Consider the following 13,821-nt stretch of genomic DNA (forward strand, 5'->3'; position numbering starts at 1 on the left):
GCCTACCGCCGCCACAACATCGTCGAACGCTGCTTCAACAAGCTCAAGCACAACAAAGCCCTCGCCACCCGCTACGACAAACGCGCCCACCAATAAAAAGGCAGGAAGAAAGAGCAGGAGAAGAAGTGGGCCGGAGTGCCAGGCGTGCGGCCGGGGTATCGGGGTGCCGGCCGGGCCCCGCGAGAGCAGGCCACGGCTGGGCCTGGTGTCCGCCTTCCGCAGCACCGCCACGGCCCCCAGCAGCCGAAGGAGGGCAACCTCCAGATGCTGGGCCTTCCTCGCCTGCCTCCAGGCATGACCCACATCGCGCGGACAGCGGACAGCGGCTGGCGCGAGACCTCCCGGTACGCCGTACCGCACTGGCGCGGCCAAAGTCCCTCCGGTGATCTGTGTGATCAGCCAGGCGGTGTACGGAAGGAGCTGATGAGGATGTCGATGAGTTCCTCGCCGCTGGTGTCCCACTTCTCCTTGGCGAGATGTCCGCTCAGCTCCATGCCCGCGATCCCGTGAGCGCTCGACAGGAGGAGTGCGCCGTACCGGCGCACTTCCCGGTCGCCGACGACGTCGGCGACCATGCCCAGGAAGCAGCCGTGCGACTTTGACACCGCGTCGAGCAAGGCGTCGGGGTCGCCCTCCGGCGTGCGGAACATCAGCGCGTACAGGTGGGGCCGTTCCCGCCCGATCTCGATGAGCGCCAGCAGCGAGCGTTTGAGTCTGGTGGCCGCTGTGAGCTGCTTGTCGTCCTGCAGGCGCCGCAGTTTCCCAGCGAGTGCAAGCCAGGCGTCGATCGCCAACTGGGTGAGCAGGTGTTCCTTGTCGGCGAAATGCCCGTACGGCGCCCCCCGGGACACACCGGCGCGCGTACCCACGGCGCGCAGGGTCACGGCGTCGGGTCCGCCGTCATCCAGGAGGTCTGACGCCGCGCGAAGCAAGGAATCGCGCGTCGCGGCTGCGGACTCTGCACGGGTCACCATGCCCTCACTGCAGATGACAACGTCACATGAGAAAGAGATGGTCTTCATCTCCCGAACCTCTACGGGCATGGGCGCGGCGACCGCGCGGGAACTGGCGCGCCGTGGTTACCACGTGCTCGCCGGTGTCCGCAGTCAAGGCGACGCGGACGCCATCCGGGACGCCCGTATCGAACCCGCCCTCCTGGACGTCACGAATCCCGGGCACATCAAGGACCTCGCCGTGAGGATCGCCGACGACCCGCAGCGCCGGAAGCTTGTCACACTCGTCAACAACGCCGGCATCGCCGTGAACGCCCCGGTCTAGACCCTTCCCGTTGAGCAGTGGCGGCAGCAGTTCGAAGGCAACCTGTTCGGCCACATCGCCGTGACACAGGCGTTGCTGCCGTTTCTTCACGAAAGCCGCGGCCGCATCGTCAATATCAGCTCGCTGGGCGGCAAGGTCGCCATGGCGACGTATGGAGCGTACGCCGGGGCGAAATTCGCGCTTGAGGCAGTCAGTGACGCCCTCCGGCGCGAACTGGCCCCGCACGGGGTGCGATTGGTGATCGTGGAACCCGGCGGAGTCAAGACAGAGATGACCGGGCACGGCATCGAGCGGGCGCAGAGGTTCGTGAAGGACATGACGCCCGTGCAGCGTCAGCGCTACGGCGCTCTCATGCAGGCGATAATCAACCAGGCAACCGAGTTCACCGCGCTGGGCGTAACGGCTGAGACGGCCGCCCTGATCATCGCCAGGGCCGCCACCGCCTCCAAGCCCCGAACCCGCTACACCATCGGGCGTGACGCCGCTCTCATGACCCGCCTGGTCCGGCTGCTCACCGACCGCGCACTGGACCGTGTCGCCGCCGCGAACCTTCGGCCTCACATGCCCAAGGGCGCTGTTGCCGGGCAAGTCTGAGAAGGCAGCCGATAGCCGGGACGGAAGCCTGCCTGCGAACGCAGGCACCACCGACGCAGTGGATGTTGACGGCGACAGCCGTCAGGCCGTGTCCGGTCTTCAGCCGCACCGCCGTCCGGTCACCGGCATACCGCCGCGTGGGGAGGTCGCGTAACTCCGGCCCGGTGGCCGCCGCGCCCCGTACCCGGTGGCGAACCACACCCGCGTCCGCCCCGCCTGCGCCAACGTGACCCGGTCCACCAACCCTTCACCGCGCAGCTTCATCGGCCGGCGCCGCGTCTGCTCGATCCGCATCTGCGGGGCGGTGAGCAGATGCAGCTGCTCGGTCGTCGCCATCCGGTACTGCCCGAGCACCGCCAGAGCCGAACGCGCCATGAAAGGCGAGGCCGACCGCGAAACGGTGTCAGCACCGGCGGCGTCGCGGTCATCGTCCTGGACAACGGGCGCGCCCTCCTCATGCGCGGCCTGTTCGCGGACTTCGACACCGACCTCGCCGACATCTTCCCCGACGAGGTCAACCGGCTCACCGACCACGAGATCAGCGCTGGAAAAACGCGGCCTGTGGGGCGACAGGAACCGTGAGCCCGACCCCGGCGAGTTCTGGCCCGCCCCCAAGGACGACGAGGACAGCGACGGCGACGGCAACGGCAACGGACGTTCTCGAAGACGCGGCGGGAACGGTGGTGGCGGCAAACGGGGTATCAAGTCCGCCGGCCGTCGTGCCGAACCTCAGGTCACCTCACTTCGCCAGGCACTGGAGAAGATCAAGCACCTGCGGGTCTCGATCAAGGACCGTAGTTTCTGCCCCCCTCCAGTCCGGGAACGGATGATCCCCAAGGCGGGCGGTGAGTTACGCCGTCTTGGGATCGCGACCGTGACCGACCCGGTGGTGCAGACGTCCCTGAAGCTGGTGCTGGAGCCGATCTTCGAGGCGGAGTTCCTCCCGTGCTCCTACGGGTTCCGTCCGAACCACCGGGCTCATGACGCGGTGGCCGAGGTCCGCCACCTCACCTCCCACTCCTATGAGTGGATCATGGAAGGCGATCTCAAAGCCTGCCTCGACGAAATCTCACACACGGCCCTGATGGAACGGGTGCGTAATCGCGTCGGGACAAACGCGTCTTGGCCCTGGTGAAGGCGTACCTACAGTCCGGAATCCTCGGTGAGGAGCGCGTCCTCCGGGAGAACAACACCGGAACCCCGCAGAGGTCGATCCTTTCCCCGTTGCGCAGCAACGTGGCTCTCTCAGTCCTGGACGAGCACGTGGCCAGGGGTCCGGGAGGGCCGGCGAGTACCTTCAACGACCGGTGCAAGCGCCGTCGTCGCGGACTGCCGAATCACCGGCTTATCCGTTACGCCGACGACTGGTGCCTGGTGGTGTCGGGCACCCGTGCCGACGCGGAGGTACTTAAGGAAGAGATCGGCCGGGGTCCTGACGCGCCTCCCAGATCTGTCGGAACTCCTCACTGCTGGCGTGCAGCGCGGCCAGTTGCGGGTCATGCGGGTAGCGGTCCGCGGCCCGGCGCAGCCCGCGCCACCACGATGTGCCCGAATTCCTCGGCGCTGGAGCTCTCGTACATCCGCCCCTTGCCCAGGAAGCGGCGTCGGGCCAGGTTCGTCGGCCCGCCTCCAAGGAGACCTTCGCTGTCGTGGGTATTGCCGACCGAGATGTCGACGAGGAAGCCTGGCCGGGCCCCCAGTGATCACAGAGTTTCATGACTCCATGAACACAAGGGCTTGTGCCCGTTCTGCTGCTCCCAACGGCGCCTGTTCGCGCGACCTCTAAAGATCACGAAGCTGCACTGCAGCCCGTTCCAGGCAACCGCGAGCACTTCCGACCTACGTGCATCGGACCCGTCATACGGCGCGCCCCAGCATGGAAAGAAGCTGAACGGCGGGATCGGTGCTGGTGGTGCGCACCGGAGCAGCGAAGATTCCCAGGCCTGCCACTCTCTCGGCGTTGGCACGCGCGTAGGCCAGGCTATGGTCGACCGCGGCCGGGTCGAGCCACTCGGGCTGGCCGCACCCGCGGGCCAGGTCCCACTCGTGGATGGTCAGGTCGACGAGCATCTGGTCCGCGTACATGGTCAACGGGGCCTCCCCGAAGGAGAACCGAGCTGTCCCGGAAAGATCGGCGCCCTTCCATGCCACGAGGGAGCGCTCTGCGGCCTCGTCCCACGCGCGCACGGGATCTGCGCCGACCATGTCGCCATCGTAGCGGTCGCCCACCTGCTCCAGAGACTCTCCGGCGAGCAGGTGTGGTACCCACAAGTGCTCGCCGACCAGGTGGTTGACGAGGTCCCGAACGGTCCACTCGGTGCACGGCGTCGAATCGTTCCATTGGTGGCTGTCGACGGCGTGCACTCGTGCGCTGAAGCGGTTGATGGCATCGGGAAGCAACTGCAGGGATGAATTCGTCATGGCAGTACGTTACGCCGTGCTCTTCCACCCTCCCCGAACGGAGGTCAGACGACGGGGTCGTCGGCGGGCCGTCCAGGGTCGCCGTCCTCGACGACCTGCGCAGCTTCGTCGTCGACCACCTCGGCACTGACGTCGTCGTCCCGGTAGTCGACGAGACCGGTGACCTGAAGAAGGGCACGCACAGATTCGGTGTGCAGCGCCAGTACACCAGCACGGCTGGTTCTTGTGAGAGCGGTTCGGTCAGCCACGTCGGAAGCGCGGTCACTGGGCTTCTCCGTGATCACAGAACGTCGCAACTCCACGATCACCAGGACCTGTTCCCGTTCTGCTACCGAAGTCCCCTTATCGCGCCTATCTGCGCGACCTCTAAGACCGTGTCCTATGTGGTCAGTTTGAGGAACCGCTTGTAGCAGCAGCGAGCGGATGCCAGTCCAAGAAAGGCCAGGTAGTTGCCTGGTTGCCGCTCATAACGGTGGTTGAGCCGTCGGTAGCCGGTCAGCCAGGACATGGTGCGTTCGATGACCCACCTACGACGGCCGAGCCGCTCGCTGGAGTCGATGCCCTTGCGAGCGATACGGACACCGATTCGCTTACCCCATAACCATCGCCGCAGGTGAAGGACGTCGTACGCCTTGTCTGCATGGAGGCGTACAGATTTGGAGTCGGACGGGTGGAGTTCGTGTCCCATGTGGAAATGGGACAGCATCGGCTTCAGGGCGAGGATGTCATGGGTGTTGGCCGCGGAGAGTCCGACGCGTAGCACGTGAGGGCTAAAAAGGGGGCGAACACACAGGTCCGGGCCCCGTGGACCGGGGCAAGCCAGGTTCCAAGATGCACGTCCTGTCCGACGCGAACGGACTGCCCTTCACCATCTGGTCTCGCGCCGGGGTCTGGGGCCGACTGCACCAGAAGGTTCTCCAGCTCCTGGACGAGCAGGACCTGGTCGACCTGTCCCGTGCGGTCCTCGACTCTGCGAGCGGCGGTGCACAGTCGACTTCGACGCTCCGAAGCACGGCGGCAACGCACGCCATGCACAGCCACTGACGAGACCGTAGATGATCGCGGCAAACACCGCCTCATCATCGATGTTCGCGACCCCACCGCCCTGCGGACGCACCCGTGCCGGCGGCAGCAACGGCCTTGCCAGCTCCCACAAGCCGTCCGGAACGATCCATCCCCACCGCCCACTCCCCATACCCAGCACAACCGTCAACTGACCATGTAGGACACGGTCTAAGACCGTGTCCTACGTGGTGAGGCGGACGAGTCGCTTGTAGCAGCAGAGGGCGGCGGCGAGACCGAGAAAGGCCAGGTAGTTGCGGGGATGGCGCTCGTAGCGAGGGCATAGGCGCCGGTAGCCTCCGATCCGCTTCCAGTGGAGCCATCTGCGCAGGTCGGCTCGGTCGTATGCTTTGGCGGCGTGCAGACGCTGAGGCTTGAAGTACCGGCCGCGGTGAGGGTCGTGTCTCGTTTGGTGGCCCCCGATCATGGGCTTCAGACCTTCGCTGTCGTGGGTATTGCCGGCCGAGATGCCGACGAGGAGGGGCAGCCCGTCAGCGTCCGACAGGATGTGCATCCTGGAGCCGGGCTTGCCCGGTCCACGGGGCTCGGACCTGTGTGTTCGCCCCCCCCTTTAGCCCTGCGCACCCGTTCGCAGAACCTCTCTCGAAACAGGCATGAAGGACGGCTCTCCCATCTCGGCACTGTCGTCTCATCGGGTCTCCGCTGGGGATTCCGGTGCCGGAGGTGGGTGAGCCGAATCGCGTCGGTCCCTACTCGGTTGTCACGCTGGCCAGGAGCTTCGCCGTGCTCTCGGGTGCTTCCACCGGGAAGTGGTGGCTGCCCAGGTCGACGAGGACGATGTCAAATCGGTCCCCGTAGCGGTCGATCGCTTCCTGCGTCGCGAAGGGGCGTATCGCGAACACGGTGATCGGCTGCTTTGTCTCACGCAGTGCTGCGTCCATGTCCCAGTGGACCAAGCCCTCGATGGAACGCAGACCAGCGGGCTGTCGCACCGCGACCATCTTCTCGAAGTACGAGTTCTTGAGAGCTGAGTCGAAGCCTGCCGGCGAGCCTCCTTCGACGAGGCCTCGCACTCCTGCAGCGAAGTCCTCGCGGAACATATGCACCATCGCGGCGGTCTGCTCTTGGCTCTGCGCCGGGAAGAGGGACAGATAGGTGAGCGAGTCGAGTGCAACCACATGTGAGACGTTGTCGGGGAGGAGTCGGCCGACTTCGACGGCGACCGCCCCGCCGAGGGAGTGCCCGGCTACGACAGATGTGTCCACCGACTCGGCTTCCAGCACTGCCGCCACGTCACGAGCGAACTCTTCCATGGTCCAGACGTCTCGCGTCGACCGTGACTCGCCATGCTCGGCGAGGTCGACCGCCAGGACGCGGTAGTTCGCGGGCAGATGGTCGGTCAGCGCGTCGAAGTCGCCGCGGTTGCACGCCCAGCCGTGGATGAGGACCAGGGTCGGGCCTTCGGCCGGACCGCTGACCGTGTACCGGATCGTCGTGTGGTCAGATCGCTGGACCTCAAGGTTCTTCTTGTTCCTGCTTGCAGGCATCAGGATGTCTCCGTAGTTCTTACGTTTCTGTTCCGCATTGGTGGAATGTCGGGTCTGAGCTGGTCTGATAAGAAGCGTGGCCGGCCTGGGCCTCTGTCGTGGTCGGCGCGTCACCGGGACGGGGTCACGACGGCACGGCGCTGCACCCGCATCTGGTTCAGGCGCAGTGCGAGGGCGGAGAAGGTGAGTACCACGATCGCCAGCCCGGAGATCTCGGTGGCGGTCCTCAGGCCCAGGGTGGTGACCGCGATACCTCCGAGTACGGCGGGCACGCTGTTTCCGAGGTAGCCGATGATGTTGGCCAGGGCGAAGATGGCGCTGCGCTCGTGCGGCTTGGCGATCCGGGCGAAGGTACCGAACGTTGCCAGTACCGATGCGCCGAAGCCGAGACCTGCGACGACGGTGCCGACGGCGGCCAGCCAGGTGAGGTTCCCCGCCGTACCGGCAAGCGATATCAGGGTGCCGAGCCCCAGCAGCGCGGACGAAGGAGCCAGCAACGAGGTCGTGGGACGGGAACGGAGCAGGGCGATCGCGAGCGCTCCCGTGCCTGCCAGGAGCATCACGACGACGCCGCCGACCAGATGGCTGTGCAGCCCCAGCAACTCGGCCGCGACGGACGGGCCGAGTGAGAGGTAGAGCCCGGCCAGACCCCATCCGGCGATCATCGCCGGCACCACCGGGACGATGTCTGCGCGCAGATACGCCGGCATCGCGACCCGTGGGCGCAGGGAGGCGACGGCTCCCGGCCGGCGCGGCGACGTCTCCGGTATCAGGGCGACGACCACTGCCGCCAGCACCATTGCGCCGAGCAGCAGCGCGTAGATCAGCCGGGTGGGGGCGGGACCGAACTGCACCAGCGCTCCGGAGCCGAGGGCTCCGAGAGCGAGCCCGGTCAGGGGGGCCACCGACGTGATGACGCCTGCGCGCCCGCGGGCATGCGACGGTTCGAGATCGACGATGGTGGCACTCAGGGTGGTCGTCGCCGCTCCGGTCGCGATGCCCTGCAGTACCCGGGCGATGGCCAGTACGAACACGTTCCCGGCGGAAAGGAACAAAATCAGCGCCACCATTTCCAGTCCGATCGCCGCGGCGAGCACCGGGCGGCGGCCCAGGTGGTCCGACAGCGCCCCGATGACGAGCAGCGAGCCCAGCAGGCCGACCACGTAAAGGGCGAAGACGACGGTCAGCACCCACGCCGTGAACTGCCATTGCTGCTGGTAGAGCGCATAGAGCGGGGATGGCGCACTGGATGCGGCCAGGAAGAGGACGAGAAGGGCGGCCACCGCGGGGAAGGCGCCCTTGGGCGGCACACGATGCAGGTCGCCGAGAGCTGGTGGCGTGGGGGCAGCAGATTGCACAGACACGTTTGGCCTCGCAGTGATTGTTGCGTTAGTGACTTGAAAGTAGCACAAACGCAGTGATCGCTGCAAAGTTAATGCAGTCATCACTGCAACAAAAAAGCAGTGATCAGTGCGATACTGGTCGCATGACCGCTATGGCTTCCCCACCGCCCCATGTCGGCAGCCGTCCAGGCGGCCGCTCCGCCCGAGTGCGCGCAGCCGTCCACCGGGCCGTCCAGGAACTGGTCGCCGAGGAGGCCGGCGAACAACTCACCATCCCGGTCGTAGCAGCCCGCGCAGGAGTGCACGCCACCACGGTCTACCGCCGCTGGGGCTCCGTCGCCGACCTCCTCGCCGATGTCATGACCAGCCGTTTCTCCGGCGATATCGTGGTGCCGGACACCGGCACCCTTCGCGGGGATCTGGAACGCTACGCGTCCGACCTCGCCAAGGACCTCAGTGACCCCGACACCCTCGCCCTGGTGCGCGCCACCATCGGCACGGGCGGAGAACAAGGCGCCGCCGCATGTCGCGGAGAACGCCAACAACAGCTCGAAGCCGTACTCGGACGGGAACAGGCCCGGGGCAATCAGACCCCGACCCTCGAACACACCGCAGACGCCGTGCTCGCCCCTCTGTACTACCGCGCCGTCTTCACGAACCTCCCCCTCGACCCCGAATGGACACGCGCCCTCGTGTCCCGCCTGCTCCCGGACTGACGGCATCCTCACCATCGGCAGCCCATGGCGCCGCCACCCAGCGACCCGTCATCCGAGAACGAGATCCCGCGTACGGACGCCGCTGCCCGCGCGCCAGACGCCGGTACGTGGCGTGGCCGTAGCTGCAGGCCGCGGGAACCGCATCCGGCCGGCAGTGAGGCCTGCCCTTTCGGTGCGGTGACGACACCATCTGCGGCGGGGGATGAGCCGCGCGACGTCGTTGCGGTTGGGTGACTGCCGCTTCACTTGGTCTTGGCACCCCCTTCCTCGGGGCGATCTGCCTCCCTCTCTGCAACTCGATCGAGCCGTCGCCGGGCGGGCAACCGTGTCTGGCGTCGCCCTGTCATCGCCGGGGCCGGGAGCTCTAGCGCATCTAATAATACTGTATTACGGTAATCGAGGTCGCCGAACGAAGGAGCACGCATGACCACGGCTGATGATCCGCAGCAGTACATCGACGAGATGGCGCGCAAGCGGGGCTATGTTCTCGACTATCACAAGGTGATGGCCAGGCATGACTTCGCCGTGCTGCAGGCTGCCAACGGTCTCGTCGGTGCCGCGTATCTCGACCAGCGGGCGCTGGACCGTAAGACGAAGGAACTCATCTTTATCGTCAGTCTCACTGTGATGCGTGCCTCGAAGGGGCACATCCAGAGTCACATCAGGGTCGCGCTCGACTTGGGAATCACTCCGCAGGAGATCCTCGAAGCGATTGAGATCAGCCTGCCCGAGGCCGGCGTCGTAGCCTTTCAGACTGGCTTCGAGGCCTGGCGTGAGGTCGTGGGAGCTGATGGTCTGGAGCCGGCCGTGGAGGCTTTCCAGGGAGGGTCGGGAGCCGCCTGACGTCCTGGAATCCACGGTCACCTGCGTCGATCACCACGCTGCGCCTGGCTCCTTGTAGGCCCTCGCCGACGCCCGCAGTGATCGCGTCGTGAATTCCCGCCTGCGGTCGAGTGGCCAGACAGCTCCTGGCGGCCAGATTTCCCTCCCGTCCAGGACCCAAAAGGAAAGTAGGACAGGCATGACGGACACCGTCACTTTCATCGGCTTGGGCACGATGGGGCAGCCCATGGTCCGCAACCTCGCGGGATCCGTGTCGGTAGCGGTCTACGACGCCGACCCCGAGGCGATCGCCGTCGCCGCCCGGAACGACGGCGTGACGGCATTGACGAGTCTCAACGGTGGGGTCGGCGCCGCCGTTGTGATCCTCATGCTCCCCAACAGCACGGTCGTCGAGCGTGTGCTCGGCGATCCGGAAGACCCCGACAGCTTCGCCGGCCGCTTGCGTCCGGGCGCACTCGTCGTCGACATGGGCTCGTCGGCGCCCCGGGCCACTCAGCAGCTGGCCGAGCGGCTCCGGGAACGAGAAGTGGGGATGGTCGACGCGCCGGTATCCGGTGGCCCGCGCAAAGCCGCGACGGCCGAGCTGACGATCATGGCGGGTGGGCCGGTCGACGACTACGAGCGGGCCCTGCCGCTCCTGCGCGCGATGGGCACGTCAGTGACCCACGTCGGCGCCACCGGGTCCGCGCACGCATTGAAGGCGCTCAACAACCTGCTGTCGGCCATCGGCCTGGTCGGGGCGCTTGAGGTGCTCACCGCGGGAACCAAATTCGGCCTGGACCCCCGGATCATGCTCGACGTCATCAACCGGTCCACCGGTCGCAACCAGTCGACCGAGGTCAAGATCGGGCCGGAGGTGCTGGACGGACGGTTCCAGGTCGGGTTCTCGCTCCCGCTGACCGTCAAGGACATCACCACCGCCCTGGACTTGTCGACGTCACTTGACCTGTCACCGGAGGTGTCGCAGGCATGCGTCCGGTTCTGCCAAGCGGCCCTCGCCGGCCTCGACGGGGAGAACCCGGATCAGTCCGAGATCGCCCGCTACATGGCGACGACGACCGGTGTCGACCTCACCCGGTGACGCTCCGCCGACGTGAGCTGTCCGCCTGGTGGTGCTGGGTCATGTCGGTATGGGCTCTGGCATGTCGCGGTGGCAGGTGGGGCAGGCGCCGGTCCAGAACGTGAGGATTAGTTGCAGTTCGCGGGTTGCGCTGCACCCCCTGTCGTGGAGTCCCCGGACTGTCCCGAGTTGGGTGGAGTCGGGGTGCTTGGCTTCAGGCTACTGGTGGGGTGCGCAGTTCGTACTCCACCAGGGTGAGCATGCCCAGCGCAGAGTGTCTGCGTTGGCGGTTGTGGAAGATTTCCAGGGGCTCGAAGAGCGCGGTGGACTGCTCCGGTCGGGTCCGCCACCGTCTGCGGTTGAGCGGTTCGGCCTGGACCCGGGCCCAGAAGGACTCCATCATCGCGTTGTCCACGAAGTCTCCTATGGAGCCCATCGAGGGCAGCAGGCCGGAGGCCTTCGCGCGCTGGGTCGCGAAGCGGAGTTTCGGGTGGATCATGATGCACCGTCGCCTCGCCCGCGACTACGAGACCAAACCGGCGCACTCCGAGAACATGATCCGCCTCGCGATGATCTCCAACCTCACAAAACGAGCGACGGGTGAAACAGCCATAACCCGTCACAACCCATGAACTATCGCTTCTTTGGACGCCGGCGTGGCCCTGCTGCGTGCCGGGCGTTCTTCCGGCCGAGCAGCTTGCCTGCCCGGCCGGCGCGCGCGGCCCCCCCGGCGCACGCTAGGACGAAAACAGCGCCCGTTCCCCGCGCCCGCCGCCCACGACTCCGCCCCACCTCCCTTCGCTTTTCTCCTGCTGGTCGTGGCGGTCGTGGGTGGCGTCAGGGAATGTGGGCCCCCGACCATGACCGGAACCCTGTGATGACCTGTGATGACCTGTGAGAACACCAGACGCTGCGTGGGAAGGGCGGGCGTCTGTGAGCGGGTTGTCGGCCGGGCTGTGGGCGGGGCCGGAGGCGGCGTTGTCGCATCGTGACCGTAGATGATGGTGTCGCGGTCGGAGAAGGGGGCGCCCGCATCGAGAGTGGCCGGGACGGACAGGGCGACGGCCAGCGAGACGGCGCCCCGGAACCCGGCGAAGCCTTGGACGATCCTGGTCTGGTGACTGAGGCGGCGCAGCCGCTGGCTGGGGCGGCGGTCCAGGGCGCGGATCACGTACGTGGAAGCGAACGAGAAAGCGATCCGCACTACGAGGAGCACGACCGACAGCACAGCGCCGTCGAGCAGCCCGCTGGCGATGTCGATACTGCTCAGACCGCGCACGGTGGACTGCCAGTTGCAGGCCGACCAGGACGAACAAGGCGCCGTTGAGGAGGTAGGAGGTCAGCTCCCAGAAGGCGTGACCCTGGCGGCGGGACGTGGCGGCGACCAGGCGAGGGCTGACGTGGCTGACGACGAGACCGGCGGTAACGACGGCGAGGACGCCGGACGCCTCGATGAATTCTGCCGGCAGGGAGGCGGACAGCGGGATCAGCAGCGTCAGCACATTGACCAGGAGCGGGTCGGTGAGACGGCGCGACAGCTGAACGGCCAGGAAAGCGATGACGGCTCCGACCGTGGCTCCGCCGAGGTAGGCGAGCACGAACCGGAGGGACACACTGAACCACACTGAGGTGATCTCGCCGATGGTCACCGCGACGGCGACTCCGTGGACGACCGGCGCCGTGCCGTCGTTGATCAGGCTTTCGGCTCTGAGGACCGTGCGGTTGTGCGGCGGCAGGATCCTGTCCAAGGCGGCCAACGCGGTGGCCTCAGTGGGAGCCGGTGCCGCGCCCAGGACTCAGGCGGGTCTCCAGGGCATGCCGATGCTGTGCGCGATGACGGCGACGGCAGCCGCGGTGGCGACCACCAGGAAAGTGCTGGACAGGATGATGCTGCGCAGGCTGCGCCGGATCTCGCGCAGTGAGGTGTGCAGACTTTCCCAGTGCAACAGCACCGGCAGGAACAGCAGCAGGACGACCTCGGGCAGGAACTCCACGGGCCCGCAGTGCGGGGAGGAATCCCAGCAGGGCACCGGCCGCGAGCCGTAGCACGGGCTCGCTGATGCGCAGTCGGCCGGCGAGGACACCGCACAGGAGTACGGCCAGGCCGAGCAGTACGGTCAGTTCCAGCCCGAGCACGCGTGGTTGCTTCCCTCACAGTCGGCCGGTGCTGCTGTGGGTTGACGGGTCAGGCGGTGGCGGGCTTGAGGACCTGCTCGCACCACTGGGCGAACGTGGTGGGCGACGGCGTGGCCGTGGCCGCTTCGGGCTCGTAGATGCCGTCGTTCTGGGCGGTGGCCATGTCGACCAGGCCCTGCGCCCAGCTGTCGCTCAAACCGTACTGCAGCATGGTGGCCTTGAAGTCTCCGAGGGGTGTCTGCTGGAAGGCGACGGGGCGGCCGAGTACCTCGGACATGGTGTGTGCCATGTCGTTCGGGGTCAGAGCGTCCGGGCTGAGCACCGGAATGCTGGCCTGGCCGCTCCATGAGGCATCGCTCAGCACATCGGCGGCGGCGGCCGCGATGTCGGGGGTGGCGACCAGGCGCAGCAGCCGGTCGGCGCTGTTGGGCAGGGAGAACACGCCCTGCTTGATTCCTTGTGCCTGCATGAGCAGGTTCTCCATGAAGAAGGACATGCGCAGCGAGCGGTAGGCGACGCCGGTGTCTTCGATCAGGTCGTCCATCGCGAACGCGGCCGAGAGGTTCCCGGCGTTCCTGCCGTAGTCGTGGCCCAGGCTGGAGACGCCGACCACCCGCCGTACGCCCTGCTGCCTGACGGCTTCCGCGGCCGGGCGGGTGAAGCCGAGGTAGTAGCCGTTCAGGTCCTCGGCGGCCGGGTTCGGCGGGACGAGCCAGAACACGGTGTCGGCGCCGTCGAACGCCTTGTTCACGGTGTCGGTGTCACTGAGCGTTTTCAGCGGTGCCTCTCCAGGGTGAGGACGGCTTTGGTGATGACGCTCATGCGGTTGGGGCTGATGCGGGATCTGCGGAAGATCTGCC

Annotated in this window: 13 protein-coding genes and 9 pseudogenes; 9 read left to right on the top strand and 13 right to left on the bottom strand. The window is 66.9% G+C overall.

Annotation, left to right across the window (positions count from 1 at the left end):
• Window positions 1-96, top strand: a pseudogene (locus tag ACH4DZ_RS44540) (IS5/IS1182 family transposase); the annotation flags it as partial.
• 299 nt (window positions 97-395) lie between these two features.
• On the opposite strand, the gene ACH4DZ_RS44545 reads toward ACH4DZ_RS44540, so the two are convergent.
• Window positions 396-974: a TetR/AcrR family transcriptional regulator gene (locus ACH4DZ_RS44545; protein ID WP_398295516.1), complete on the bottom strand. Its 579-nt coding sequence runs from the start codon at window positions 972-974 to the stop codon at window positions 396-398.
• A 37-nt stretch (window positions 975-1,011) separates the two neighbouring features.
• On the opposite strand from ACH4DZ_RS44545, the pseudogene ACH4DZ_RS44550 reads away from it, so the two are divergent.
• Window positions 1,012-1,872 (top strand): annotated as a pseudogene (locus ACH4DZ_RS44550) (SDR family NAD(P)-dependent oxidoreductase).
• 99 nt (window positions 1,873-1,971) lie between these two features.
• Here ACH4DZ_RS44550 and ACH4DZ_RS44555 read toward each other — a convergent pair.
• The gene (locus ACH4DZ_RS44555) at window positions 1,972-2,247 is read right to left on the bottom strand and encodes a hypothetical protein (protein WP_398295518.1); all 276 of its coding nucleotides are present in this window, start codon (window positions 2,245-2,247) and stop codon (window positions 1,972-1,974) included.
• Here ACH4DZ_RS44555 and ACH4DZ_RS44560 point away from each other — a divergent pair.
• On the top strand, window positions 2,246-3,007 hold the full coding sequence (locus ACH4DZ_RS44560) for a reverse transcriptase domain-containing protein (RefSeq protein ID WP_398295520.1): 762 nt from the start codon (window positions 2,246-2,248) through the stop codon (window positions 3,005-3,007). The genes ACH4DZ_RS44555 and ACH4DZ_RS44560 overlap by 2 nt on opposite strands.
• Before the next feature lie 300 nt (window positions 3,008-3,307).
• Here the strand turns inward: ACH4DZ_RS44560 and ACH4DZ_RS44565 are convergent.
• Together ACH4DZ_RS44565 and ACH4DZ_RS44570 are read right to left on the bottom strand one after the other, a co-directional pair.
• Window positions 3,308-3,509, bottom strand: a pseudogene (locus ACH4DZ_RS44565) (transcriptional regulator); the annotation flags it as partial.
• 220 nt (window positions 3,510-3,729) lie between these two features.
• The gene (locus tag ACH4DZ_RS44570) at window positions 3,730-4,293 is read right to left on the bottom strand and encodes a TIGR03086 family metal-binding protein (RefSeq protein WP_398295522.1); all 564 of its coding nucleotides are present in this window, start codon (window positions 4,291-4,293) and stop codon (window positions 3,730-3,732) included.
• Between the two features lie 83 nt (window positions 4,294-4,376).
• Between ACH4DZ_RS44570 and ACH4DZ_RS44575 the strand changes: the two are divergent.
• A pseudogene (locus tag ACH4DZ_RS44575) lies at window positions 4,377-4,526 on the top strand (IS701 family transposase); the annotation flags it as partial.
• Between the two features lie 146 nt (window positions 4,527-4,672).
• On the opposite strand, the gene ACH4DZ_RS44580 reads toward ACH4DZ_RS44575, so the two are convergent.
• Window positions 4,673-5,056: a transposase gene (locus tag ACH4DZ_RS44580; RefSeq protein WP_398295524.1), complete on the bottom strand. Its 384-nt coding sequence runs from the start codon at window positions 5,054-5,056 to the stop codon at window positions 4,673-4,675.
• Between the two features lie 11 nt (window positions 5,057-5,067).
• Here ACH4DZ_RS44580 and ACH4DZ_RS44585 point away from each other — a divergent pair.
• A pseudogene (locus tag ACH4DZ_RS44585) lies at window positions 5,068-5,166 on the top strand (IS5/IS1182 family transposase); the annotation flags it as partial.
• Here the strand turns inward: ACH4DZ_RS44585 and ACH4DZ_RS44590 are convergent.
• The 4 genes and pseudogenes from ACH4DZ_RS44590 to ACH4DZ_RS44605 all read right to left on the bottom strand — a co-directional run bounded on the left by ACH4DZ_RS44590 (window position 5,159) and on the right by ACH4DZ_RS44605 (window position 8,227).
• Window positions 5,159-5,488 carry a transposase gene (locus tag ACH4DZ_RS44590; RefSeq protein WP_398295535.1) on the bottom strand — a complete coding sequence of 110 codons (330 nt, stop codon included), beginning with the start codon at window positions 5,486-5,488 and terminating at the stop codon, window positions 5,159-5,161. The pseudogene ACH4DZ_RS44585 and the gene ACH4DZ_RS44590 sit on opposite strands and share 8 nt — an antisense overlap.
• Before the next feature lie 51 nt (window positions 5,489-5,539).
• Window positions 5,540-5,934: pseudogene (locus tag ACH4DZ_RS44595) on the bottom strand (transposase); the annotation flags it as partial.
• Between the two features lie 131 nt (window positions 5,935-6,065).
• On the bottom strand, window positions 6,066-6,863 hold the full coding sequence (locus ACH4DZ_RS44600; RefSeq protein ID WP_398295526.1) for an alpha/beta fold hydrolase: 798 nt from the start codon (window positions 6,861-6,863) through the stop codon (window positions 6,066-6,068).
• A 110-nt stretch (window positions 6,864-6,973) separates the two neighbouring features.
• Complete coding sequence (locus tag ACH4DZ_RS44605; protein ID WP_398295528.1) at window positions 6,974-8,227, bottom strand: MFS transporter; 1,254 nt, start codon at window positions 8,225-8,227, stop codon at window positions 6,974-6,976.
• 122 nt (window positions 8,228-8,349) lie between these two features.
• Between ACH4DZ_RS44605 and ACH4DZ_RS44610 the strand changes: the two genes are divergently transcribed.
• The 3 genes from ACH4DZ_RS44610 to ACH4DZ_RS44620 all read left to right on the top strand — a co-directional run bounded on the left by ACH4DZ_RS44610 (window position 8,350) and on the right by ACH4DZ_RS44620 (window position 10,846).
• Window positions 8,350-8,922, top strand: coding sequence for a TetR-like C-terminal domain-containing protein (locus ACH4DZ_RS44610; protein ID WP_398295529.1), 573 nt, complete (start codon window positions 8,350-8,352; stop codon window positions 8,920-8,922).
• Window positions 8,923-9,345: 423 nt separating this feature from the next.
• The gene (locus ACH4DZ_RS44615) at window positions 9,346-9,765 is read left to right on the top strand and encodes a carboxymuconolactone decarboxylase family protein (RefSeq protein WP_398295531.1); all 420 of its coding nucleotides are present in this window, start codon (window positions 9,346-9,348) and stop codon (window positions 9,763-9,765) included.
• Between the two features lie 178 nt (window positions 9,766-9,943).
• The gene (locus ACH4DZ_RS44620) at window positions 9,944-10,846 is read left to right on the top strand and encodes an NAD(P)-dependent oxidoreductase (RefSeq protein WP_398295532.1); all 903 of its coding nucleotides are present in this window, start codon (window positions 9,944-9,946) and stop codon (window positions 10,844-10,846) included.
• A gap of 193 nt (window positions 10,847-11,039) precedes the next feature.
• On the opposite strand, the gene ACH4DZ_RS44625 is transcribed toward ACH4DZ_RS44620, so the two are convergent.
• Window positions 11,040-11,324 carry an integrase core domain-containing protein gene (locus ACH4DZ_RS44625; protein ID WP_398295534.1) on the bottom strand — a complete coding sequence of 95 codons (285 nt, stop codon included), beginning with the start codon at window positions 11,322-11,324 and terminating at the stop codon, window positions 11,040-11,042.
• On the opposite strand from ACH4DZ_RS44625, the pseudogene ACH4DZ_RS44630 reads away from it, so the two are divergent.
• Window positions 11,290-11,457, top strand: a pseudogene (locus ACH4DZ_RS44630) (IS5/IS1182 family transposase); the annotation flags it as partial. The gene ACH4DZ_RS44625 and the pseudogene ACH4DZ_RS44630 overlap by 35 nt on opposite strands.
• 105 nt (window positions 11,458-11,562) lie before the next feature.
• On the opposite strand, the pseudogene ACH4DZ_RS44635 reads toward ACH4DZ_RS44630, so the two are convergent.
• The 3 genes and pseudogenes from ACH4DZ_RS44635 to ACH4DZ_RS44645 form a co-directional block, all read right to left on the bottom strand.
• Window positions 11,563-12,909, bottom strand: a pseudogene (locus tag ACH4DZ_RS44635) (cation:proton antiporter).
• 101 nt (window positions 12,910-13,010) lie between these two features.
• The gene (locus tag ACH4DZ_RS44640) at window positions 13,011-13,739 is read right to left on the bottom strand and encodes an NAD(P)H-binding protein (RefSeq protein ID WP_398295537.1); all 729 of its coding nucleotides are present in this window, start codon (window positions 13,737-13,739) and stop codon (window positions 13,011-13,013) included.
• Window positions 13,736-13,821, bottom strand: a pseudogene (locus ACH4DZ_RS44645) (IS5/IS1182 family transposase); the annotation flags it as partial. The gene ACH4DZ_RS44640 and the pseudogene ACH4DZ_RS44645, both read right to left, overlap by 4 nt.

It is taken from the genome of Streptomyces sp. NPDC017991, assembly GCF_044328075.1.
Lineage (GTDB): Bacteria > Actinomycetota > Actinomycetes > Streptomycetales > Streptomycetaceae > Streptomyces.